19 protein-coding genes are annotated in these 22,309 nt (G+C 60.9%); 2 read left to right on the forward strand and 17 right to left on the reverse strand.

Annotated features, from left to right (window positions below; translation table 11 throughout):
• Window positions 1-54 precede the first annotated feature (54 nt).
• A complete protein-coding gene (locus IAE33_RS07300; RefSeq protein WP_201162977.1) occupies window positions 55-780 on the reverse strand; it encodes a dienelactone hydrolase family protein in 726 nt (241 codons plus the stop codon).
• 64 nt (window positions 781-844) lie between these two features.
• Window positions 845-2,749 carry a molecular chaperone HtpG gene (gene htpG, locus IAE33_RS07305; protein WP_201162978.1) on the reverse strand — a complete coding sequence of 635 codons (1,905 nt, stop codon included), beginning with the start codon at window positions 2,747-2,749 and terminating at the stop codon, window positions 845-847.
• Window positions 2,750-3,056: 307 nt separating this feature from the next.
• Here htpG and IAE33_RS07310 point away from each other — a divergent pair, with 307 nt between their 5' ends.
• Window positions 3,057-3,329 (forward strand): hypothetical protein, encoded by a 273-nt coding sequence (locus IAE33_RS07310; RefSeq protein WP_028632229.1) that lies wholly within the window; start codon window positions 3,057-3,059, stop codon window positions 3,327-3,329.
• Window positions 3,330-3,395: 66 nt separating this feature from the next.
• Here the strand turns inward: IAE33_RS07310 and IAE33_RS07315 are convergent, their stop codons facing one another.
• The 11 genes from IAE33_RS07315 to sdhC all read right to left on the reverse strand — a co-directional run bounded on the left by IAE33_RS07315 (window position 3,396) and on the right by sdhC (window position 17,393).
• On the reverse strand, window positions 3,396-4,145 hold the full coding sequence (locus IAE33_RS07315) for a DUF599 domain-containing protein (RefSeq protein WP_028632228.1): 750 nt from the start codon (window positions 4,143-4,145) through the stop codon (window positions 3,396-3,398).
• A 213-nt stretch (window positions 4,146-4,358) separates the two neighbouring features.
• Window positions 4,359-5,672 carry a branched-chain amino acid transport system II carrier protein gene (gene brnQ / locus IAE33_RS07320; protein WP_201162979.1) on the reverse strand — a complete coding sequence of 438 codons (1,314 nt, stop codon included), beginning with the start codon at window positions 5,670-5,672 and terminating at the stop codon, window positions 4,359-4,361.
• A 386-nt stretch (window positions 5,673-6,058) separates the two neighbouring features.
• The gene (gene sucD / locus IAE33_RS07325) at window positions 6,059-6,943 is read right to left on the reverse strand and encodes a succinate--CoA ligase subunit alpha (protein WP_016393102.1); all 885 of its coding nucleotides are present in this window, start codon (window positions 6,941-6,943) and stop codon (window positions 6,059-6,061) included.
• Window positions 6,943-8,109, reverse strand: coding sequence for an ADP-forming succinate--CoA ligase subunit beta (gene sucC, locus IAE33_RS07330; protein ID WP_028632226.1), 1,167 nt, complete (start codon window positions 8,107-8,109; stop codon window positions 6,943-6,945). The genes sucD and sucC overlap by 1 nt, the downstream gene beginning before the upstream one ends.
• Window positions 8,110-8,281: 172 nt before the next feature.
• Window positions 8,282-9,718, reverse strand: a complete 1,437-nt coding sequence (lpdA, locus tag IAE33_RS07335; RefSeq protein WP_201162980.1) for a dihydrolipoyl dehydrogenase — start codon at window positions 9,716-9,718, stop codon at window positions 8,282-8,284.
• 96 nt (window positions 9,719-9,814) lie between these two features.
• The gene (odhB, locus tag IAE33_RS07340) at window positions 9,815-11,035 is read right to left on the reverse strand and encodes a 2-oxoglutarate dehydrogenase complex dihydrolipoyllysine-residue succinyltransferase (protein ID WP_201162981.1); all 1,221 of its coding nucleotides are present in this window, start codon (window positions 11,033-11,035) and stop codon (window positions 9,815-9,817) included.
• Between the two features lie 42 nt (window positions 11,036-11,077).
• Window positions 11,078-13,909, reverse strand: coding sequence for a 2-oxoglutarate dehydrogenase E1 component (locus IAE33_RS07345; protein ID WP_201162982.1), 2,832 nt, complete (start codon window positions 13,907-13,909; stop codon window positions 11,078-11,080).
• Window positions 13,910-14,152: 243 nt separating this feature from the next.
• Complete coding sequence (locus IAE33_RS07350) at window positions 14,153-14,857, reverse strand: succinate dehydrogenase iron-sulfur subunit (RefSeq protein WP_028632222.1); 705 nt, start codon at window positions 14,855-14,857, stop codon at window positions 14,153-14,155.
• Between the two features lie 11 nt (window positions 14,858-14,868).
• Complete coding sequence (gene sdhA, locus IAE33_RS07355) at window positions 14,869-16,641, reverse strand: succinate dehydrogenase flavoprotein subunit (protein WP_028632221.1); 1,773 nt, start codon at window positions 16,639-16,641, stop codon at window positions 14,869-14,871.
• Window positions 16,642-16,644: 3 nt separating this feature from the next.
• Window positions 16,645-17,013, reverse strand: a complete 369-nt coding sequence (gene sdhD, locus IAE33_RS07360; protein WP_028632220.1) for a succinate dehydrogenase, hydrophobic membrane anchor protein — start codon at window positions 17,011-17,013, stop codon at window positions 16,645-16,647.
• A complete protein-coding gene (sdhC, locus tag IAE33_RS07365; protein WP_174435875.1) occupies window positions 17,007-17,393 on the reverse strand; it encodes a succinate dehydrogenase, cytochrome b556 subunit in 387 nt (128 codons plus the stop codon). Before sdhC ends, sdhD begins: the two co-directional genes overlap by 7 nt.
• Before the next feature lie 352 nt (window positions 17,394-17,745).
• Here sdhC and gltA point away from each other — a divergent pair, with 352 nt between their 5' ends.
• Window positions 17,746-19,035 carry a citrate synthase gene (gltA, locus tag IAE33_RS07370; RefSeq protein WP_028632218.1) on the forward strand — a complete coding sequence of 430 codons (1,290 nt, stop codon included), beginning with the start codon at window positions 17,746-17,748 and terminating at the stop codon, window positions 19,033-19,035.
• A gap of 102 nt (window positions 19,036-19,137) precedes the next feature.
• On the opposite strand, the gene IAE33_RS07375 is transcribed toward gltA, so the two are convergent.
• From IAE33_RS07375 to IAE33_RS07390, 4 genes are all read right to left on the reverse strand, one after another.
• Window positions 19,138-19,743, reverse strand: a complete 606-nt coding sequence (locus IAE33_RS07375) for an START domain-containing protein (RefSeq protein WP_028632217.1) — start codon at window positions 19,741-19,743, stop codon at window positions 19,138-19,140.
• Window positions 19,744-19,776: 33 nt separating this feature from the next.
• Window positions 19,777-20,031: a YkgJ family cysteine cluster protein gene (locus IAE33_RS07380; RefSeq protein WP_201162983.1), complete on the reverse strand. Its 255-nt coding sequence runs from the start codon at window positions 20,029-20,031 to the stop codon at window positions 19,777-19,779.
• A 127-nt stretch (window positions 20,032-20,158) separates the two neighbouring features.
• Window positions 20,159-20,611, reverse strand: coding sequence for a hypothetical protein (locus IAE33_RS07385; protein WP_201162984.1), 453 nt, complete (start codon window positions 20,609-20,611; stop codon window positions 20,159-20,161).
• Window positions 20,612-20,675: 64 nt separating this feature from the next.
• The gene (locus tag IAE33_RS07390; protein ID WP_028632214.1) at window positions 20,676-22,118 is read right to left on the reverse strand and encodes an aminotransferase-like domain-containing protein; all 1,443 of its coding nucleotides are present in this window, start codon (window positions 22,116-22,118) and stop codon (window positions 20,676-20,678) included.
• Window positions 22,119-22,309: the final 191 nt, after the last annotated feature.

Genomic DNA, 22,309 nt, shown 5'->3' on the forward strand with positions numbered 1-22,309 from the left:
TAGACCCGCCAGCAGGCGGGACGGTTCAGCGCGCCCCTCTTACAAGCCCGCGCACTAGGGGTGGAACACTTCACTCAGCAGGTTGTGCATCGAGCGGAACGCCCGCTCGGCGGTACGCCTGTCGTACTGCATCTTGCCTGGTACGTTGGCGCCCGGGTCAGTGAAGGAATGAACCGCACCGCCATAGCTCAGCAGCTGCCAGTCCACCTTGGCTGCATCCATTTCCGCCTCGAACGCTGGCAGCTGGTCCTTCGGTACCAGCGGGTCGGACGCGCCATGCAACACCAGGACAGAGCCCTTGATGTTCTTTGCGTCATCCGGGTTGGGGGTGTCGAGGGTGCCGTGGAACGACACCGCAGCACGCAAATCGGCGCCTGAGCGCGCCAACTCCAGCGCACAGCAACCGCCAAAACAGAAGCCGAACGTGGCGGCCTTGCCAGGTGCCAGCAACGCCTTGGATTGCCCCAGTAGCTGCGCCAACGCTTCCTGCATGCGTTTGCGCAGCTCAGCGCGGTCATTTTTCAGCGGCATCATTGCAGCACCTGCCTCGTCGGCATTCGACGGGCGAACCGACTGGCCGTACAGGTCAGCGAGCAACACCACGTAGCCCTGCTCAGCCACCTCCTTGGCGATGCGCTCAGCCCCTTCGGCAATGCCCATCCAGTTCGGCGCCATTACCAGCCCTGGGCGGCCCAGGGCGCCCGGCTCATACACCAGGCGGCTTTCGTAGGTTTTGCCGGCCAGGTGATACACCAGCGACTCGACGATTACCTTGCTCATCCTTTACTCCTCAGGCGTGAACCATGAAAAAAGCCCGCCGAAGCGGGCTTTGCCATGCATCAATTCAAGCAGACAATTCGACCAGCAGCTTGTTCAGGCGCCGTACATAGGCGGCAGGGTCCTTCAGGCTGTCACCCGCGGCAAGCGCGGCCTGATCGAACAGGATGTGCGACAACTCGGCGAAACGGTCCTCGCTCTGTTCGTGGTCGAGCTTCTCGATCAGCGGGTGTGTCGGGTTGAATTCGAAGATCGGCTTGGAATCTGGCACTTTCTGGCCGCTGGCTTCCAGAATCTGGCGCATTTGCAGGCCCAGGTCCTGTTCTCCGATCGCCAGGATTGCCGGCGAGTCCGTCAGGCGGTGGGATACGCGCACCTCGGCCACGCTTTCACCCAGGGCAGCTTTCAGGCGCTCCACCAGGCCTTCCTTGTCCTTGGCGACTTCTTCCTGGGCCTTTTTGTCTTCTTCCGAATCCAGCTTGCCCAAGTCCAGGTCGCCACGGGCCACATCGACGAACGCCTTGCCATCGAATTCGGTGAGGTAGCTCATCAGCCACTCATCGATACGGTCGGTCAGCAGCAGCACTTCGATGCCTTTCTTGCGGAAGACCTCAAGGTGTGGGCTGTTCTTGACCTGCGCGTAGGATTCGCCGGTGAGGTAGTAGACTTTGTCCTGGCCCTCTTTGGCACGCGCCAGGTAATCGGCAAGGCTGACGCTCTGCTCGCCGCTTTCGTCATGGGTGGAGGCAAAGCGCAGCAGGCCGGCGATTTTCTCCTTGTTGGCGAAATCTTCGGCCGGACCTTCCTTGAGCACTTGCCCGAAGTTTTTCCAGAAGCCCTTGTACTGCTCAGGCTCGTTCTTGGCCAGTTTTTCCAGCATGTCCAGCACGCGCTTGGTCAGCGCCGTCTTCATCGAGTCGATGATCGGGTCTTTCTGCAGAATTTCACGCGACACGTTCAGCGACAGGTCGTTGGAGTCGACCACGCCTTTGATGAAGCGCAGGTACAGCGGCAGGAACGATTCGGCCTGGTCCATGATGAACACACGCTGTACGTACAGTTTCAGGCCACGGGGCGCTTCACGCTGGTACAGGTCGAACGGGGCACGGGCCGGCACGTACAGCAGCGAGTTGTACTCGAGCTTGCCTTCTACCTTGTTGTGGCTCCAGGCCAGCGGGTTTTCGAAGTCGTGGCCGATGTGCTTGTAGAACTCCTGGTACTCCTCGTCCTTGATCTCGGTACGCGGGCGGGTCCACAGGGCGCTGGCACGGTTGACGGTTTCCCACTCTTCAGCCGGCTGCTCTTCGCCTTCGGCCGCCACCTGTTCCTTGGGCAGCTGGATAGGCAGCGCGATATGGTCGGAGTACTTCTTGACCACGTTGCGCAGGCGCCAGCCATCGGCGAACTCCTGCTCGTCCTTCTTCAGGTGCAGGACAATGCGGGTGCCGCGCTCTGGCTTGTCGACGGTGGCCACTTCAAAGTCGCCCTCGCCCTTCGAGGACCAGTGCACACCTTCGCTGGCCGGTTGGCCAGCACGGCGGCTGTAGACATCGACCTGGTCGGCAACAATGAACGCCGAGTAGAAGCCAACGCCAAACTGACCGATCAGGTGCGAGTCCTTCTTCTGGTCACCGGTGAGGTTCTTCATGAAGTCGGCAGTGCCCGATTTGGCGATGGTGCCCAGGTGCGTGATGACATCTTCACGGCTCATGCCGATGCCGTTGTCCTCGAGGGTGACGGTGCCGGCATCTTTGTCGAAGCTCAGGCGGATCCTCAGGTCGGCATCGTTTTCGAACAGCTCGGGCTTGGCCAGTGCTTCGAAACGCAGCTTGTCGGCCGCATCGGAGGCGTTGGAGATCAATTCACGCAGGAAGATCTCCTTGTTCGAGTACAGGGAATGAATCATGAGGTGCAGCAGCTGCTTCACCTCGGTCTGGAAGCCCAGGGTTTCTTTTTGAGTCTCCACACTCATGGTCGTCACACTCCGATCTGATGGCAGTAGTCGCCAAGCGGCCCGGTTGGCTGCGTTGGCGGCGGATGACATGCAGATGGGGGCTGCCCGGATGATTTCAAGGGCTTTTGCGGTGCGAACCTTGAATGCACCTGCGCCAGGGTGAGCGAGGCGCCCCCCCCCGCGCGCCATGGCAGGACCCTGTAGACAGCAGAAGTGCCTGCACCTTAAAAACATGTTTATAGCTGTGAAATTACCGTGGAACTTATTTCAGAAGGCCCCACTCGAAGGAACAAGCCAACTTATTCCACCAAGGAGAAACACCCCCATGCGTAAACCATTTGCTTTTGCTCTGATGCTGGCTGCTGCCATGGGCCTGGCCGCTTGCGATAAAGCGAGCGAAGACAAAGCCCAGGACGCACAAGAACACCGTGAACAAGCCCAGGAAAAAATGGGTGATGCTCAGGACAAGATGAACGACGCTGCCAAGGAAAACGCCGAAGCCGCCAAAGACCAGGCCGAAGCCAACCAGAAGGCTGCTGAAGAGGCCGCCCCGGCCACCCCGGCGACCACTGTTCCGGCCGAACCTGCCAAGCAGTAATCGCGCCGTAAAAAAAACCCGACATTGTCGGGTTTTTTTATGCCTGAAATTATTAGGCTAACCGTTTCAGTCATTCACATTTGAACGCTGCCCGGGTACTTCGGTCGCTGAACTTTCCGTGGGCGTAAATACCATCACGTCCAGTACATCGGAATGGAACTCGCGGCGATACAGAATCAACACCACCCCCACGCTAATGCCCATGAACAACCACGGGCTGATGAACCAGCTCAACATCGCCATGCCGAAATAATACGACCGCAGGCCGAAGTTGAATTGGTTGGCAGCCAGCGACAGCACCCGCGCCGCACGCGCGGCAAACGCCTTGCGCTCCATTTCATTGACCTGGCGTTCGCCGATCATGGGTGCCGAGCCCACCAGCACCGCGGCGAAGTTGTACTGCCGCATGCACCAGCTGAAGGTGAAAAAGGCATACACGAACACCGTCGCCAGGCACAGCAACTTGATTTCCGACATCCCTTGGGAGGCCTGCTGAACCAGGGGCAAGTCAGCGAGCAGCGACAGGGCTCGGTCGGACGCGCCCAGCACCGTCAGGATGCCGGCGAGGATGATCAGGGTGCTGGAGGCGAAGAACGAGGCGTTGCGCTCAAGGTTGCCGATCACGCTGGCATCGGCAATACGGTTGTCACGCAACAACATGCGGCGCATCCAGTCTTCACGGTACAGGTGCAACACACTGGCAAGGCACGCGGTGTCCCGCCCCTTCCAGAGGGCATAGCGTGTGTAGCCGCCCCAGCACAGCACAAACCAGCAGGCCGCCAGGAGGTTGTTCAAATTGCTTGAAATGAAAGTCATGCCGGGTTCCCGAAATGCCAGGTGCCAAAAGGATAGGGACCGCATTTCGACGCTGGCAAGCGGCAAAAGGCACAGGGCGACAGCGAAAAACACGCGCACTCACCCTACAGCCAAACAAAAGCCCCGCATCCTTGCGGATACGGGGCTTGGGTGTTTGATACCGAGGCGACAGGTTCAGGCTTTTGGCCCATGCCGCCAGCGGGCTTCAACACATCACGCCAGGGCCTCGCGAGGCTTGCCCAGCATGCGGTCGCACACCACAGCACCCACCAGGGTGACGACCGAAGGTACCAGCCAGGCAAGGCCTTGATCACTGAGTGGCAGGTTGGCGATGAAGTCGGGCAACACATGGGCCGCGCTGCTGCCCTTGATGGCATCAACCATGCCGAACAGCAGCGATACCAGCATTACCGGGGCCAGGATACGCGTCGGCGAGTTCCACAGGTCCTTCACGAAGCTCAAGCCCACCACCACGATGCACGGCGGGTAGATGGCCGTGAGCACAGGGATGGAGAACATGATCAGCTTGGTCAGCCCCAGGTTCGACACCAGCAGCGAGAAACCAGCCAGAATCACCACCAGCGCACGGTACGACAACGGCAGCATCTGGCTGAAGTATTCGGCACACGCGCACGTCAGGCCGACGGCTGTCACCAGGCACGCCAGGGCGATCAGCACGGCGAGGAAGCCGCTGCCCAGCGAGCCGAAGGTATGCTGAACGTATGCATGCAGCACCGCCGCACCGTTGCTGGCACCCGCGGCAATTTCATGGCTGCCGGCGCCCAGGCGGAACAGGCTGATGTACACCAGGGCCAGGCCGACACCGGCAATCAGGCCGGCGATGATGGCGTAGCGGGTGATCAGCTTAGGCGACTCGACGCCGCGTGAGCGGATGGCGTTGACGATGACGATGCCGAACACCAGGGCACCCAGGGTATCCATGGTCAGGTAACCATCAGAGAACCCCTTGGAGAACGCGGCGGCGGCGTAGGCCGGCTGCGCTTCACCGATGGTACCGGCCGGCAGCGCGAACGCGGCGATGCCCAGTACCGCCAGGGCAATGATCTTCAGTGGCGCAAGGAAACGCCCCACGGTATCAAGCAGCTTGCCCGGGTACATGGACACGGCCAGTACCACGGCGAAATACACCAGGCTGTAGATGAACAGGACCAGCGGGCTTTCACCGGTCAACGGCGCAACGCCCACTTCGAACGACACGGTCGCCGTACGCGGCGTGGCGAACAACGGGCCGACCGACAGGTAGCAAACAGCGGCCAGCAGGCCGCCGAAGAACTTGCCGATCGGGCTGCTCAGGGCATCCATACCGCCGCCGACCTTGGCCAGGGCGACCACGGTGATGACCGGCAGGCCCACCGCCGTCACCAGGAAGCCCAGGGCGGCCATCCAGACGTGCGGGCCCGATTGCAGGCCGACGATAGGCGGGAAGATGATGTTGCCGGCGCCTACGAAAAGCGCAAACGTCATAAAGCCAAGCGCCAGGATATCCTGGCCTTTGAGAACTTTCATTTAAGGTAGTACCACACTGCTGGAATCGGGGTTCGAGAGGGGACTTTCCAATGGGTGAGGAAAATGCTGCCCGGCGTGATAGGCCAGACCCGTTAAGCGTGTCGTTCCCTTTTGGGGCACGGGCACAGAATAGGCGCGTAGATTAACCGTTTTGCCGCGCAAACGCACTGGAACAGTGCTGCTTGTCCGATGTGCGTACGTGTTTGTCGTCTGTGCGTCCGGGGACAGGGGGAATTATCCTCAGATTGAAATATTCGTCTGTAAGGTAATTCCTATGGGGACGATTGGGAGGTTTATGCTGGCCTGCCAGTGATTAAGCCCGCACACCCCAAAACGACAAAGGCCACCCGAAGGTGGCCTCTGTGCGCGTGGGGGGTGTTGCAGTATTACTTCTTGGCTTCCCAGCCAGTCAGCTCGGCCAGGGCCTTGCCGATGTCAGCCAGGGAACGCACGGTTTTCACGCCTGCGTCCTGCAGGGCTGCGAATTTCTCGTCCGCAGTACCCTTGCCGCCAGAAATGATGGCGCCAGCGTGGCCCATGCGCTTGCCTGCCGGCGCAGTCACGCCAGCGATGTAGGAAACGACAGGCTTGGTGACATTGGCCTTGATGTAGGCCGCAGCTTCTTCTTCAGCCGAACCGCCGATCTCACCGATCATGACGATCGCTTCGGTCTTCGGGTCTTCCTGGAACAGCTTCAGGATGTCGATGAAGTTGGAGCCCGGGATCGGGTCGCCACCAATACCCACGCAGGTCGACTGGCCGAAGCCGGCGTCGGTGGTCTGCTTGACCGCTTCATACGTCAGGGTGCCGGAACGCGAAACGATACCGACCTTGCCTGGCAGGTGGATGTGGCCTGGCATGATGCCGATCTTGCACTCGCCCGGGGTGATGACACCTGGGCAGTTAGGGCCGATCAGGGTCACGCCCAGCTCGTCGCACTTGACCTTGGCATCGAGCATGTCGAGGGTTGGAATACCCTCGGTGATGCAAACGATCAGCTTGATGCCACCGAAGGCTGCTTCCAGGATCGAGTCCTTGCAGAACGGTGCTGGCACGTAAATGACCGAAGCGTCAGCGCCGGTCGCTTCCACGGCTTCCTTCACGGTGTTGAACACCGGCAGGCCCAGGTGGGTGGTGCCACCCTTGCCCGGGGTAACGCCGCCGACCATCTTGGTGCCGTAGGCAATGGCTTGTTCGGAGTGGAAAGTACCCTGCGAGCCGGTGAAGCCCTGGCAGATGACTTTGGTGTCTTTATTGATCAGGACGCTCATTACTTGCCCTCCGCAGCTTTGACAACTTGTTGAGCAGCGTCGGTCAGGCTGGTTGCAGCAATGATGTTCAAACCGCTTTCTGCCAATACTTTAGCGCCCAGTTCGGCGTTGTTGCCTTCAAGGCGAACCACAACCGGAACCTTGACGCCGACTTCCTTCACTGCACCGATGATGCCTTCGGCAATCATGTCGCAGCGAACGATGCCGCCGAAGATGTTGACCAGAACGGCCGCGACATTGCTGTCGGACAGAATGATCTTGAACGCTTCGGTAACGCGCTCTTTGGTAGCACCGCCGCCTACGTCGAGGAAGTTGGCTGGCTTGCCGCCGTGCAGGTTGACGATGTCCATGGTACCCATGGCCAGGCCAGCACCGTTGACCATGCAGCCGATGTTGCCTTCAAGGGCAACGTAGTTCAGTTCGAACTTGGCAGCGTGGGCTTCACGGGCGTCGTCCTGGGACGGGTCGTGGAAGGTCTTCAGCTTCGGCTGACGGTACATGGCGTTGGCGTCGATGTTGATCTTGGCATCGAGGCAGTGCAGGTCGCCGTCGGCCTTGATCACCAGCGGGTTCACTTCCAGCAGGGCCAGGTCATGGTCCTTGAACAGCTTGGCCAGGCCTACGAAGATCTTGGCGAACTGTTGAACTTGCTTGCCTTCCAGGCCCAGCTGGAACGCCAGCTCACGGCCCTGGAACGGCTGAGCGCCGACCAGCGGGTCGATGGTGGCCTTGAGGATTTTCTCAGGCGTGTCGTGGGCGACTTTTTCGATGTCCACGCCACCTTCGGTGGAGGCCATGAACACGATACGGCGGCTCGAGCGATCGACTACAGCGCCCAGGTACAGCTCTTTGGCGATGTCAGTGCAGGATTCGACCAGAATCTTGGAGACGGGTTGACCGTTGGCATCGGTCTGGTAGGTAACCAGATTCTTGCCCAACCACTGTGCAGCGAACGCCTTGGCGTCTTCCTTGCTGCGAACCAGCTTGACGCCGCCCGCCTTGCCGCGACCACCTGCGTGAACCTGGGCTTTTACAACCCACTCGTTCCCGCCGATCTTGTCGCAGGCTTCTGCCGCTGCTTCAGGGGTGTCGACTGCGAAACCCTTGGAAACTGGCAGGCCGTACTCAGCGAACAGCTGCTTACCCTGATACTCGTGAAGATTCATGCTTTTTACCGTCTTCGTTAGGTACTGCGCTTCGGCGCTGCGCCATCACTGGCGCCGCACCACCTGTGACCGTTGACCCCGGGTTATCCCATGTGATCCGGTCCGGCGGACTTTCCGCGGTGAGTCATGCACGCAAGACTCACGACGGGCAGCCCGCCGTGGTTTCTTATGATTAACGCTTCTTACGGTTGGCTACGTGAATGGCACCGCCATTCACGGCCAGCGCTGCTTCATGCAGCGCTTCGGACAGGGTCGGATGGCTGAAGACCATCATGCCCAGGTCCTCGGCACTGGTGCCGAATTCCATTGCGATAGCGCCCTGCTGCACCAGTTCGGCAGCCGACGGGCCAATCACGTGAACACCCAGTACGCGGTCGGTCTTGGCATCGGCGATGACCTTGACGAAACCACCGGTGTCGTTGGCAGCCATCGCACGGCCGCTGGCCGCGAACGGGAAGGTGCCCACGTTAACCTCAACGCCTTCGGCCTTCAAGGCCTGCTCGGTCTTGCCGACCCAGGCGATTTCCGGGTGGGTGTAGATCACCGAAGGGATCAGGTCGTAGTTCATCTGGGCTTTGTGGCCCTTGATGCGCTCAACCACCATGATGCCTTCTTCGGAAGCCTTGTGCGCCAGCATCAGGCCACGCACCACGTCGCCGATGGCGAAGACGCCCGGCACGCTGGTGGCGCAGTAGTCGTCGACATAGATGTAGCCACGCTCATCGATGTTCACGCCGCTGTCGGAGGCCAGCAGGTCGGTGGTCACCGGGCGACGGCCGACCGCAACGATCAGCTTGTCGAAGGTGATCTTCTGCTCGCCTTCGGCATTGGTGTAGGTCACCTCGACTTCGTCGCCGTTCACTTTGGAACCGGTAACGCGGGCACCCAGCTTGATGTCCAGGCCTTGCTTGGTCAGGGTCTTCTGGGCTTCCTTGGACACAGCCGTGTCGGCAGCCATCAGGAAGGTGTCCAGAGCCTCCAGCACGGTGACTTCAGCACCCAGGCGGGCCCATACCGAACCCAGCTCCAGGCCGATCACACCGGCACCGATAACGCCCAGGCGCTTCGGTACGGCCTGGAATTCCAGGGCGCCGGTGGAGTCGACGATGACGTTCTGGTCAACCGGGGCTGGCGGAATGTCGATCGGGCGAGAGCCGGAGGCCAGGATCACGTTATCGGCTTCGACGATTTCAGTGGTGCCGTCGGCCTTGGTCACTTCGACCTTTTTGCCAGCCAGCAGCTTGCCGTGGCCCTGGATGGAGGTGACGCCGTTGGCCTTGAACAGGGTGGCGACGCCACCGGTCAGGTTCTTCACGATGCCAGCCTTGCGGCCAACCATCGCAGCCACGTCCATCTTCACTTCGCCAGTGGAGATACCGTGTACGTTGAAGCTCTCTTTGGCTTCCTTGTATTTCCAGGAGCTGTCCAGCAGCGCCTTGGAAGGAATGCACCCTACGTTCAGGCAGGTGCCGCCCAGGGCCAGCTTGCCCTCGGCATCGGTGTACTTCTCGATACAGGCAGTCTTCAGACCAAGCTGGGCGGCCTTGATCGCAGCCACGTAGCCGCCAGGACCTGCACCAATCACTACCACGTCGAATTTCTGGGTCATAAAAGATTCCTTGTTAGCTTCAAGCGGCACGCTGCAAGCCGCAAGACAGGCAGGCTTCGACTTGAAGCTTGCCGCTTGCAGCTTACAGCTGCGCGATTAGATGTCCAGCAGCAGGCGGGACGGATCTTCCAGCAGGTTCTTGATGGTCACCAGGAAGGTTACGGCTTCCTTGCCATCGATCAGGCGGTGGTCGTAGGACAGCGCCAGGTACATCATCGGGCGGATCACCACTTGGCCATTGATGGCCATCGGGCGCTGGATGATGTTGTGCATGCCCAGGATCGCAGCCTGCGGCGGGTTGACGATCGGGGTCGACATCATCGAGCCGAAGGTACCACCGTTGGTGATGGTGAAGGTGCCGCCGGTCATCTCTTCGATGGACAGCTTGCCGTCACGGGCCTTCTTGCCGAAGGTGGCGATGCCGTTTTCGATCTCTGCCAGGCTCATCGACTCGGCGTTGCGCAGTACCGGAACCACCAGGCCACGGTCGCTGGAAACCGCCACACCGACGTCGGCGTAACCGTGGTAGACGATATCGTTGCCGTCGATCGAGGCGTTCACGGCCGGGAAGCGTTTCAGCGCTTCGGTGGCCGCCTTGACGAAGAACGACATGAAGCCCAGGCGCACGCCGTTGTGGGTCTTCTCGAACAGGTCCTTGTACTTCGAACGCAGGGCCATGACTTCAGTCATGTCGACTTCGTTGAAGGTGGTCAGCATCGCCATGTTGGACTGGGCTTCGACCAGACGCTCGGCAATCTTGGCGCGCAGGCGGGTCATCGGCACGCGCTTCTCGGTGCGGTCGCCAGCAGCGGTCACCACCGGTGCCGGGGCGGCAGCTGGCTTGGCAGCAGGGGCTGCGGCCGGCGCGGCCTTCTTGTTGGCGACGGCAGCAACGACGTCTTCCTTGGTGACACGGCCGCCTTTGCCGGTACCGGCTACAGTGGCCAGGTCGATGCCGTTTTCTTCGGCCAGCTTGCGCGCAGCAGGGGCAGCAACCGGGTCGTCTTCACCGGCATCGGCAGCAACGGCGGCCGGTGCGGCGGCGGCCGGGGCAGCAGCAGGCGCTGCGGCAGCCGCGCCGCCTTCAACGATCGAACCCAGCACCTCGTCGGACAGGACGGTATCGCCCTCACCCTTGACGATGGCACCCAGCACGCCGTCGGCGGTGGCCAGCACTTCGAGCACGACCTTGTCGGTCTCGATGTCGACGATCAGTTCGTCACGCTTGACGGCCTCGCCCGGCTGCTTGTGCCAGGTGGCAACGGTGCCGTCGGCAACCGATTCCGGGAAGGTTGGGGCTTTGATCTCGATAGCCATTATCAGTGTTTCCTTAAATTCGGTTTCAAGTGCGCGAAGGCGTTAAACAGTGAAGGCGTCTTGCAGCAGTTTTTCCTGCTGCTCGGCGTGCTTCGAAGCGTAACCACAGGCAGGTGCGGCAGAGGCATCGCGACCCGCGTACTCCAGGGCCAGTGCCTTGTTATGGCGGCCGAGGATGCGACGCATATGGTGCTGGCTGCTGTACCAGGCGCCCTGGTTCATCGGTTCTTCCTGGCACCACACCGCATGCTTGAGGTTGGTGTAAGGCGCCAGGATCTCGACCAGGTCGTCTTCAGGGAACGGATACAGCTGCTCGATGCGCACGATCGCGATGTCTTCGCGGCCTTCGGCGCGGCGCTTTTCCAGCAGGTCGTAGTAGACCTTGCCGCTGCACAGCACCAGGCGCTCCACCTTCGCAGGCTCGAGGGTGTCGATTTCCGGGATGACGGTCTGGAACGAACCATCGGCCAGGTCTTCGAGAGTCGAGACGGCCAGCTTGTGGCGCAGCAACGACTTGGGCGTCAGCACGATCAGCGGCTTGCGCAGCGGACGGATGACCTGACGACGCAGCAGGTGGTAGATCTGGGCCGGCGTGGTCGGTACGCAGACCTGGATGTTCTGCTCGGCGCACAGTTGCAGGTAACGCTCCAGGCGCGCCGAGGAGTGCTCAGGCCCCTGCCCTTCGTAGCCATGCGGCAGCAGCATGGTCAGACCGCACAGGCGGCCCCACTTGTGCTCGCCACTGGTGATGAACTGGTCGATCACCACTTGGGCACCGTTGGCGAAGTCGCCGAACTGGGCTTCCCAGATCACCAGCGCGTTCGGCGTGGTGGTGGAGTAGCCGTATTCGAACGCCAGTACCGCTTCCTCGGACAGGAACGAATCGTACAGTTCGAAACGTGGCTGGCCCGGGTACAGGTTCATCAGCGGGATGTAGGTGCCCGCATCCTTCTGGTTGTGCAGCACCGCATGCCGGTGCGAGAAGGTGCCGCGGCCGATGTCCTGGCCGGTCATGCGGATGGGGTGGCCTTCGAACTGCAGGGTGGCGTAGGCCATGGTCTCTGCATAACCCCAGTTGATCGGCAAGCCACCGGCCTGCATCTTCTGGCGGTCTTCGTAGATCTTGGCGACCTGGCGCTGCACCACGAAGCCTTCAGGCAGCTCCAGCAACTTGGCCGACAGCTCCTGCAGGGTCTTGAGGTCGAAGCGGGTGTCGTGGCGTGCGGTCCAGGCATGGCCCAGGTAGGGGCGCCAGTCGACGAACAGCTCGCGGTTCGGCTCCTTGACCAGGCTCTTGACTACGTGCAGGCCGTTGTCCAGCGCACTGCGGTAGTCGTCGATCTTGGCCTGGGCGCGATCGGCATCGATACGTCCGGCCTGGATCAGCGCTTCGGCATACAGCTCACGGGTGGTGCGCTGCTTGCTGATCTGCTGGTACATCAGCGGCTGGGTGCCGTTCGGCTCGTCAGCCTCGTTGTGGCCGCGGCGACGGTAGCAGACCAGGTCGATGACCACGTCACGCTTGAACTGCATGCGGTAGTCGACCGCCAGCTGGGTCACGAACAGCACGGCTTCCGGGTCGTCGCCGTTGACGTGCAGGATTGGCGCCTGAATCATCTTGGCCACGTCGGTGGCGTACTCGGTAGAGCGCGCATCCAGCGGGTTGCTGATGGTGAAACCCACCTGGTTGTTGATCACGATGTGCACGGTGCCGCCGGTCTTGAAACCGCGGGTCTGCGACATCTGGAAGGTTTCCATCACCACGCCCTGGCCTGCAAATGCAGCGTCGCCGTGGATGGAGATCGGCAGCACCTTGTCACCCACGCTGTCGTTGCGACGGTCCTGACGGGCACGCACCGAGCCTTCGACAACCGGCGAGACGATTTCCAGGTGGGACGGGTTGAACGCCATGGCCAGGTGCACTTCGCCACCCGGGGTCATCACGTTCGAGGAGAAGCCCTGGTGATACTTCACGTCACCGGAGCCCAGCTCGTTCATCTTCTTGCCTTCGAACTCGTCGAACAGCTCGCGCGGGTTCTTGCCGAAGGTGTTGACCAGCACGTTCAGGCGGCCACGGTGGGCCATGCCGATGACCACTTCCTTGGTGCCGTAGGAACCGGAGCGCTGGATCATCTCGTCCAGCATCGGAATCAGGCTTTCGCCGCCTTCCAGGCCGAAACGCTTGGTGCCTGGGTACTTGGTGCCCAGGTATTTTTCCAGGCCCTCGCCAGCGGTCACACGCTCGAGCAGGTGGGACTGGATATCAGCGGAAAACTCGGGCCGGCCACGCACGCTTTCCAGACGCTGCTGGAACCAGCTGCGCTGCTCGGAATCGACGATGTGGGTGAACTCGGCGCCAATGGTGCGACAATATGTCTTCTGGAGCGCGTCGAGGATGTCGCGTAGGCTCGCCTCCTCTTTGCCGATGAACAGGTCGCCGGCACGGAAGGTCGTATCAAGATCGGCATTGGTCAAGCCGTAGTGATTGATCGACAGGTCTACAGGCGCTGGACGCTGCCACAACCCCAAGGGGTCAAGCTTGGCAGCCTGATGGCCGCGCATCCGATAGGCCTGGATCAGTCGCAGCACTTCAACCTGCTTCTTCTCGTGTTCACTGCTCACGCTCCCGGCAGACACCGGCTGGGCGCGGCGCTGGTTCTTCGCCAGCAATACGAAATGGTCGCGGATCGTCGAGTGCGAGACATCGGTAGCGGTGCTGCCGTCGGCGGGCAACTTCTGGAAGTAGGTGCGCCACTCTTCTGGCACAGCGTTAGGGTCGTGCAGGTAGAGTTCGTAGAGCTCTTCCACATATGCAGCGTTACCACCTGAAAGGTGGGCGCTTTCCCACATGCGCTGCATCACGCTTTCTTGCATGCTTGGTCACCCTCGGTTAGGGGACTGATCGGCGAGAGCCATAGCAAACCTGGAAAAGTCCGAAAACAGCGACTGAACCACGCCACCTGGATCCTGCTGATTTTCCGGGTACCAGCCCGGAAAGCCCCTGCTGGTCTCATCTTCATAGGTAATGAACAAGGGCTTTGTGAGCCCCGGTTCGGGTTTTACCTCAGTGCGGGCTCAGCGCCCGCACCTCGGCATACTGCAGGTACAACGTGTATATCAGGTGCCGCTTTGCAGCAGCATGTTACGTACGTGACCGATTGCCTTGGTAGGGTTCAGACCCTTCGGGCAAACGTTTACGCAGTTCATGATCCCGCGGCAGCGGAATACGCTGAACGGGTCATCCAGGGACGCCAGGCGCTCCTGGGTCTTGGTATCACGGCTGTCGGCCAGGAAGCGGTACGCCTGCAACAGCGCAGCTGGGCCCAGGAACTTGTCCGGGTTCCACCAGAACGACGGGCAGGACGTGGAGCAGCAGGCGCACAGGATGCACTCGTACAGGCCGTCGAGCTTCTCGCGCTGTTCTGGCGACTGCAGGCGCTCGATGGCCGGGGCCGGCGTGTCGTTCTGCAGGAACGGCTTCACCTTCTCGTACTGCTTGTAGAAGATGCTCATGTCGACGACCAGGTCACGAATGACCGGCAGGCCCGGCAGCGGGCGCAGCACCAGCTTGTTGCCCTTGACCACGCCCGACAGCGGGGTGATGCAGGCCAGGCCGTTCTTGCCGTTCATGTTCATGCCGTCGGAACCGCACACGCCTTCACGGCAGGAGCGACGGTACGAGAAGCCCTCGTCCTTTTCCTTGATCAGCGCCAGCACGTCCAGAACCATGAGGTCCTTGCCGCCGGTGTCGACGTCGAACGACTCCATCTTGGGGGCCGTGTCGGTGTCGGGGTTGTAACGATAAACTTCGACTTTCAACATAGCAGCCACCCTTAGTAAGTCCGGATTTTTGGTTCGAAGGCCGGTACGGTCTTCGGCGCAAAGTTGACGCCACGCTTGGCAACGCGCTTCACACCCGGGTAGTACAGGGTGTGGCACAGCCAGTTTTCGTCGTCACGGTCTTCGAAGTCTTCACGGGCGTGAGCGCCGCGGGACTCTTTACGGGCTTCGGCCGCGATGGCAGTAGCTTCGGCAACTTCCAGCAGGTTCTGCAGCTCCAGCGCTTCGATACGCGCGGTGTTGAAGGCCTGGGACTTGTCGTTGATCTTGACGTTGGCGATCCGCTCGCGCAGGCCGGCCAGCTGCTCGATACCCTTGAGCATGTATTCGCCAGTACGGAACACACCGAAGTAGTTCTGCATGCAGCTCTGCAGCTCGCGCTTGAGGCTGGCAACGTCTTCGCCAGTGGAGCGCTCGTTGAGCTTGTTCAGGCGGCTCAGGGCAACATCGATATCGGTGTCGCTGGCGTCGAGGTGCTCGATGCCGTCGCTCAGCGCCTTCTCCAGGTGCAGGCCGGCCGCACGGCCGAACACCACCAGGTCGAGCAGCGAGTTGCCGCCCAGGCGGTTGGCACCGTGAACCGATACGCACGCCACTTCACCTACGGCGAACAGGCCAGGAATGATGTGATCCTTGCCTTCGTCGTCCATGGTGATGGCCTGGCCATGAATGTTGGTGGCAACGCCGCCCATCATGTAGTGGCAGGTTGGAACGACCGGAACCGGCGCGACCACAGGGTCGACGTGGGCGAAGGTCTTGGACAGCTCGCAGATGCCTGGCAGGCGGCTGTGCAGCACTTCCTCGCCCAGGTGGTCCAGCTTCAGCAGCACGTGGTCCTTGTTCGGGCCCACGCCGTTGCCGGCGATGATCTCTTTGACCATGGAACGGGCAACCACGTCACGGCCGGCCAGGTCTTTGGCGTTCGGCGCGTAACGTTCCATGAAGCGTTCGCCGTGGGCGTTGATCAGGTAGCCACCCTCACCGCGGCAACCCTCGGTGACCAGTACACCGGCGCCGGCGATGCCGGTTGGGTGGAACTGCCACATCTCGATGTCCTGCACCGGTACACCGGCACGCAGGGCCATGCCGATACCGTCGCCGGTATTGATCAGGGCGTTGGTGGTAGAGGCGTAGATGCGGCCTGCACCGCCCGTGGCCAGTACGGTGGCCTTGGACTTGATGTACAGGGTTTCGCCGGTTTCGATGCAGATCGCGATCACACCAACGAAGGCGCCTTCCTGGTTTTTTACCAGGTCGACGGCGTAGTACTCGTTGAGGAAAGTGGTGCCGGCTTTCAGGTTGCCCTGGTACAGGGTGTGCAGCAGCGCGTGACCGGTACGGTCGGAAGCGGCACAGGTACGGGCGGCCTGGCCACCTTTACCGAAGTCCTTGGACTGGCCACCGAACGGACGCTGGTAGATACGGCCGGTTTCGGTCCGCGAGAACGGCAGGCCCATGTGGTCCAGCTCGAAGACCGCGGCCGGGCCTTCCTGACACATGTATTCGATAGCGTCCTGGTCACCGATGTAGTCGGAACCCTTGACGGTATCGTACATGTGCCAGCGCCAGTCGTCGTTCGGGTCGGCCGAAGCGATGGCGCAGGTGATGCCGCCCTGGGCGGATACGGTGTGCGAACGGGTCGGGAACACCTTGGTGACCACGGCAGTCTTGTGACCGCCCTGTGCCAGTTGCAGCGCTGCGCGCATGCCGGCGCCGCCGCCACCGATGATGATGGCGTCGAAGGAAATGGTTGGAATGCTAGCCATGGATCAGATACCCCAGAGAATCTGCACACCCCAGACGAAGTAAGCGAACATCGCAACGCCGCATACCGCCTGGAACAGGAAACGAATCGCAGTTGCCGACTTGCCGAACGACATAGGCGTCAGGTAGTCGGTGGCAATGGTCCACATGCCGACCCAGGCGTGAGCGCCGAGGGCAACGAGGGCCAGCAGACTGAAGATCCGCATCGCGTTGTTGGAGAACAGACCATGCCACTGGGCGTAGTCGATACCGGGGTGAGCGACCACGTAGCCGATCAGGAAGATGAAGTAAGCCGCGAGAACGACCGCAGAAACGCGCTGCGCCATCCAGTCGTAGAGGCCCGAACGCGACAGGTTCGTGACGTTGGTTACCATACCCAAACTCCCACCAGTACGATCACCACCACGGAGATGACAATCACGATTTTCGAGCCCAGTTTGCCGCCTTCCAGCGTCTCACCGATGCCCATGTCCATGATCAGGTGGCGCACACCGGCCACCAGGTGATACAGCAGGGCGGACAGCAGGGCCCAGGTCACGAACTTGGCCAGCGGGCTGGTCAGACACGCCTTCACCTCGCCGAAGCCTTCCTCGGAACCCAGCGACTTGCCCAGTGCATACAGCATGATGGCAAGGCCGAGGAACAGGATGACGCCGGAGATACGGTGCAGAATGGACGTGTACGCAGTGACGGGGAGCTTGATGGTCCTTAGGTCTAGGTTTACAGGTCGTTGGCTTTTCACGGCTTTTTTCACACTGAAGAGCCCCTAGCGAATCAGGGCAAAGTTGTTGGTAAGTGTACTGGTCAGGTACCCACCACCCAGGGAACGGCGACCCCCAGCAGTTCGGGCTTGCAAGCCCCTGGCGGTCGGGTGCCGAGTATAGACAGTTAGGCTGCTCATGACAACGTGACGGGGTAGCCCGAATAGCGCATTGCCTTTGCCGCGCAAAAGGCGTAAATGGGCCGAAAATTCCCGAAAAATCAGGCTCCAGCCCTTGATTCAACAAGCCTTTAGGCAAATTGACATCTGAATTTATCCCTCTATAGTGGTGCGGGCCCTGCGTGGGGGGTCTGTCTGATGATTTCAAGCATTAATAGGAGGCCACATGGCTGACAAAAAAGCGCAGTTGGTCATCGAGGGCGCAGCCCCCGTCGAGCTGCCCATTTTAACCGGCACCGTTGGTCCTGATGTAATCGACGTCCGCGGGTTGGGGGCCACAGGTCACTTCACCTTCGACCCTGGTTTCATGGCGACCGCATCGTGCGAGTCGAAGATCACCTACATTGATGGCGACAAGGGCGTACTGCTGCACCGCGGCTACCCCATCGAGCAACTCGCCGAACAGTCCGACTACCTCGAAACCTGCTACCTGCTGCTCAATGGCGAACTGCCAAACGCCGAGCAGAAGGCCAAGTTCGTCAGCAACGTCAAGAACCACACCATGGTTCACGAACAGCTGAAAACCTTCTTCAACGGCTTCCGTCGCGACGCTCACCCGATGGCGGTGATGTGCGGCGTGGTCGGTGCCCTGTCGGCCTTCTACCACGACTCCCTGGACATCAATAACCCGCAACACCGCGAAATCTCTGCGGTGCGCCTGGTCGCCAAGATGCCGACCCTGGCCGCGATGGTTTACAAGTACTCCATGGGCCAGCCGATGATGTACCCGCGCAACGACTTGTCGTACGCGGAAAACTTCCTGCACATGATGTTCAACACCCCGTGCGAGATCAAACCGATCAGCCCGGTGCTGGCCAAGGCGATGGACCGGATCTTCATCCTCCACGCCGACCACGAACAAAACGCTTCCACCTCCACCGTGCGCCTGGCGGGCTCTTCGGGTGCCAACCCGTTCGCCTGTATCGCGGCCGGCATCGCCGCGCTGTGGGGCCCTGCCCACGGCGGCGCCAACGAAGCCGTGCTGACCATGCTCGATGAAATTGGCGATGTCTCGAACATCGACACCTTCATTGCCAAGGCCAAGGACAAGAACGACCCGTTCAAGCTGATGGGCTTCGGTCACCGCGTTTACAAGAACCGCGACCCGCGCGCCACCGTGATGAAGCAGACCTGCGACGAAGTGCTGCGCGAGCTGGGCATCAAGAATGACCCGCAGCTGGAACTGGCCATGCGCCTGGAAGAGATCGCACTCACCGATCCATACTTCATCGAGCGCTCGCTGTACCCGAACGTCGACTTCTACTCGGGCATCATCCTGAAGGCGATCGGCATTCCGACCAGCATGTTCACCGTGATCTTCGCCCTGGCGCGCACCGTAGGCTGGATCTCGCACTGGAAAGAGATGCTCTCCAGCCCGTACAAGATCGGCCGCCCACGCCAGCTGTACACCGGCGAACCGAAACGCGACATCGTTGCACTGCAGGACCGCAAGTAAGCCCTACGGGCTGAAGCCAAAAGGGCTGCCCACGGGCAGCCCTTTTTATTACACCGCCCCAACCTGGTGCCCGAAATACATGCACCCGGCCGGATTTGACTGTCAGTTTTTCTCAGCGCGTTCGCGCAGGGCCTTCAGGGTATTGAACGGTGCATCCACCACGAACTTGTTGGCCAACCACGACGGCACGCTGCCCCCTGGCTCGGTGTGCACCTGGTACGTCACCTCGGTGCTGTTGCCTTGAGGCACCAGCTTCCAGAAGCCCTCGACCTGGGCCACCCGCACGAAGCCTTTTTCTTCCGGCACATAGGTCGGCTCCTCCTTGAGGTTGCGCAACAGGCTGCCATCGGCCTGTTTGACCGTGGTCACCTGCAGCACCGAATCCCGTGGCGTCACCGGCCAGGGCGTATTGAACTGGGTGTAGGTCCAGGTCTTGTCACCCTCGTGCTTGAGCACCTTTTGCGCCTTGCATTCATGAATCCATGCGCAGGCCCCCGCCACGTCTTCCTGCAGCGCCTGCACCTTGGCCAGAGGCGCCTTGATGACGGTGACACCCCGGTAGGCCTTGTACTTGGAGCCAGGCACTTCACTCAGGGACACCTTGATCCCGTCCTCATCCTTGGCCACCTGCCAATTCTCGGCCCAGGCAACAGGCGACAGCAGGGCACTGACACCACACAGCAATGCAATACGCTTCAACGATCTCATCATGTTTATCCTTGTTGTCGAGGATCCAGCCTGTCACGCCGCCGTCATGCGCTCCCACCAGCCGAGAATTCTGATGGCCTCTTCACTGTCCCGGCCACACACCTCAGGGTCAGCCTTGAAACCGCCGCACACCGATGGCCGCTCAGGCTTGCCGAACAAGTCGCAGAGGTTTGCAGCCGTCAGGTGCAGGCAACGCTGGCCAGCGGGCTTGCCGTCAGGCATGCGCGGCATGGCGGAGGTGATGGAGGGCGCGATGCAGCAGGCACCGCAGCCCTCACGACAGGTCATGGCTTGCAACACAATCAGAACTCCATGGCACACAACGGGGCGATCACCCCTGAATACTAGCGGCTCAAACGCACGTTTGAAATTGCTGGCTTGATGAAATCTGCAGTGACCGGGCAGTCAGCAGGGCTTACTGGCGGTACTGGAAGTCGATGGCCGCACCTTCCACATCCCGACGGCTGTCGTTGCGCAGCTGCAACTGCATCTCGTTGCTGATCAAGCGGCCATTGAGCTGGAACGGACTGTCGGCTTCGGGCTTTTCAGCGAACATGGGCGGTAGCAAAGGCTTGCGCTTCTTGATCGGCGACGGGTTGGTGCCCACGTTGGGCGTCAGGTTCTCCACCATCTCGGTAGGCAGGCTCAGGTCGAGGTTGGCCTTGGGCAGCGGCTTGGCCACGGCCTTGGCCTGCCTGGCCTTCTTACTGGCGGGCTTGCGCACAGCCTGTTTTTTCACCGCCTTGGACGGCGCCTGGGCCTTGCCAGCCTGCGTCTGGGCAGCCGGCTGGGCAGCCAGCACCACGCCAGCAGGCCAGCACAACGGCGCAAGGCAGAAAACCAGGAAAAAACGGCGCAATGCAATCATGGCAAATGGACAGACCGACATGGTAAATGCGTATGCTCCCTGTTCCGCAGCCGCCTGACAAGCCTTACAAAAGTGTGGTTGCCGGCTCCCTGCACAATTGTTGTGCCAGCAGGCCCAGTGTGATGACTGCCCGCTCGGCTTCCTTGTTCCATGGGATGCCGCAGTTTAGCCGAATGCAGTGATTGAACTGCTCGGTATTACTGAAGATGAGCCCCGGTGCAATGCTGATCCCCTGCTCCAGCGCGCGTACGTGCAAGTCCTGGGTGTTTACCCGCCCAGGCAGGCTTACCCACAAAATGAAGCCACCGGTGGGCCGCGTCATCTGGGTGCCTTCAGGGAAATGCTGCTGCACCGCCAGCTGATAGGCACTGAGGTTCTTGCGGTACTCCTGACGAATGAACCGCAGGTGCCGGTCGTAACCACCGTTCTCCAGGTAGGCGGCCACAGCCATCTGCGTGACGCTGCAGGCCGAGTGCGTGGTAAAGGTCTGCAGCCGCTGGATTTCGTCCTGGTAACGCCCGGCAATCATCCAGCCAACGCGCACGCCGGGGGACAAGGTCTTGGAGAAGCTGGAGCAGTAGATCACCCGGTCAAGCCGATCATAGGCTTTGAGCGCCTTGGCCTTGCCCTGATCGAACATCAGCTCGCCATAGATATCGTCTTCGATGATCTGGATATCGAAATCCGACGCCAGGCGCAGCAACTGCTTTTGTCGCTCCTCCGGTACGGTGCCACCCAGTGGGTTACTCAGCCGCGCAGTGAGCACCAGCGCCTTGATCGACCACTGGTTCGCGGCAAGCTGCAAGGCCTCCAGGCTGATGCCGGTAGACGGATCACTGGGTATTTCGATCACTTTCAGGCCCAGCAGGTCAGCCAGTTGCAGCAAACCGTAGTACGTGGGCGATTCGGCGGCAATCAGGTCACCTGGCCGCGTCAGCACACGCAGGGACATTTGCAGGGCGTCTACACAACCGTGCGTAACGATGACCTCACGCGGGTCGACCAGCACGCCCGCATCGCGCATGCGAATGGCAATTTGCCGGCGCAACGGCTCGAAACCTGGGCTGAACATGTAGCTGAACGCACGCGGGCTGTGGAAGCGGGTGACCTTGGCAATCTGCTGGTGCAAAGCCCGCACCGGCAGGTAATCGACATGGGGCACGGCAGCACCGAACGGGAACACGCCATCACGACGTGCCTCGGCCAGCACCTGCTGGATGATACTGGCGCGGGTGACCAACCCTGGGCGCTCCACCCGGGCAATGTCCGGGGTCTGGGCAGTCAGGGCCGGGGTCTGGTGCACATAGTAGCCAGACTGCGGCCGCGCACGGATCAAGCCCTGGTCTTCGAGGTTGGCGTAGGCCTGCAGCACCGTGGCATGGCTGACATTCAACTGGGCGCTCATCTTGCGCACCGAAGGCACACGCTCGCCCGGCTGGTACACACCACGGCGGATGTCTTCGGCCAGTTGCTGGGCGATACGCTGGTACAGCAGCAGGTTGGTCATGGCAACACGCTCATTGTTCTTGTACGGCTGACGGTAGAGGATACCGTAACAGTTGCAAAGTGTACGGGGACAGAATGCAACTTAATCGACAATACAGCTTGTTGGCGCTGGCGGCCTAGGTTGAGATTGGATGAGGGCTGCCACCCTTCGCCATGACCGGGAGGGCTGCACTGCAGCCCCTTACCAACGAA

Origin of the sequence: Pseudomonas sp. S60, assembly GCF_016647865.1 — a bacterium.
GTDB lineage: Bacteria > Pseudomonadota > Gammaproteobacteria > Pseudomonadales > Pseudomonadaceae > Aquipseudomonas > Aquipseudomonas parafulva.

What these genes read in the sequence shown, in the direction of transcription:
- IAE33_RS07300 (WP_201162977.1), bottom strand. Translation starts at nt 780, where the DNA reads ATGAGCAAGGTAATCGTCGAGTCGCTGGTGTATCACCTGGCCGGCAAA.
- htpG (WP_201162978.1), bottom strand. Translation starts at nt 2,749, where the DNA reads ATGAGTGTGGAGACTCAAAAAGAAACCCTGGGCTTCCAGACCGAGGTG.
- IAE33_RS07310 (WP_028632229.1), top strand. Translation starts at nt 3,057, where the DNA reads ATGCGTAAACCATTTGCTTTTGCTCTGATGCTGGCTGCTGCCATGGGC.
- IAE33_RS07315 (WP_028632228.1), bottom strand. Translation starts at nt 4,145, where the DNA reads ATGACTTTCATTTCAAGCAATTTGAACAACCTCCTGGCGGCCTGCTGG.
- brnQ (WP_201162979.1), bottom strand. Translation starts at nt 5,672, where the DNA reads ATGAAAGTTCTCAAAGGCCAGGATATCCTGGCGCTTGGCTTTATGACG.
- sucD (WP_016393102.1), bottom strand. Translation starts at nt 6,943, where the DNA reads ATGAGCGTCCTGATCAATAAAGACACCAAAGTCATCTGCCAGGGCTTC.
- sucC (WP_028632226.1), bottom strand. Translation starts at nt 8,109, where the DNA reads ATGAATCTTCACGAGTATCAGGGTAAGCAGCTGTTCGCTGAGTACGGC.
- lpdA (WP_201162980.1), bottom strand. Translation starts at nt 9,718, where the DNA reads ATGACCCAGAAATTCGACGTGGTAGTGATTGGTGCAGGTCCTGGCGGC.
- odhB (WP_201162981.1), bottom strand. Translation starts at nt 11,035, where the DNA reads ATGGCTATCGAGATCAAAGCCCCAACCTTCCCGGAATCGGTTGCCGAC.
- IAE33_RS07345 (WP_201162982.1), bottom strand. Translation starts at nt 13,909, where the DNA reads ATGCAAGAAAGCGTGATGCAGCGCATGTGGGAAAGCGCCCACCTTTCA.
- IAE33_RS07350 (WP_028632222.1), bottom strand. Translation starts at nt 14,857, where the DNA reads ATGTTGAAAGTCGAAGTTTATCGTTACAACCCCGACACCGACACGGCC.
- sdhA (WP_028632221.1), bottom strand. Translation starts at nt 16,641, where the DNA reads ATGGCTAGCATTCCAACCATTTCCTTCGACGCCATCATCATCGGTGGC.
- sdhD (WP_028632220.1), bottom strand. Translation starts at nt 17,013, where the DNA reads ATGGTAACCAACGTCACGAACCTGTCGCGTTCGGGCCTCTACGACTGG.
- gltA (WP_028632218.1), top strand. Translation starts at nt 17,746, where the DNA reads ATGGCTGACAAAAAAGCGCAGTTGGTCATCGAGGGCGCAGCCCCCGTC.
- IAE33_RS07375 (WP_028632217.1), bottom strand. Translation starts at nt 19,743, where the DNA reads ATGAGATCGTTGAAGCGTATTGCATTGCTGTGTGGTGTCAGTGCCCTG.
- IAE33_RS07380 (WP_201162983.1), bottom strand. Translation starts at nt 20,031, where the DNA reads ATGACCTGTCGTGAGGGCTGCGGTGCCTGCTGCATCGCGCCCTCCATC.
- IAE33_RS07385 (WP_201162984.1), bottom strand. Translation starts at nt 20,611, where the DNA reads ATGATTGCATTGCGCCGTTTTTTCCTGGTTTTCTGCCTTGCGCCGTTG.
- IAE33_RS07390 (WP_028632214.1), bottom strand. Translation starts at nt 22,118, where the DNA reads ATGACCAACCTGCTGCTGTACCAGCGTATCGCCCAGCAACTGGCCGAA.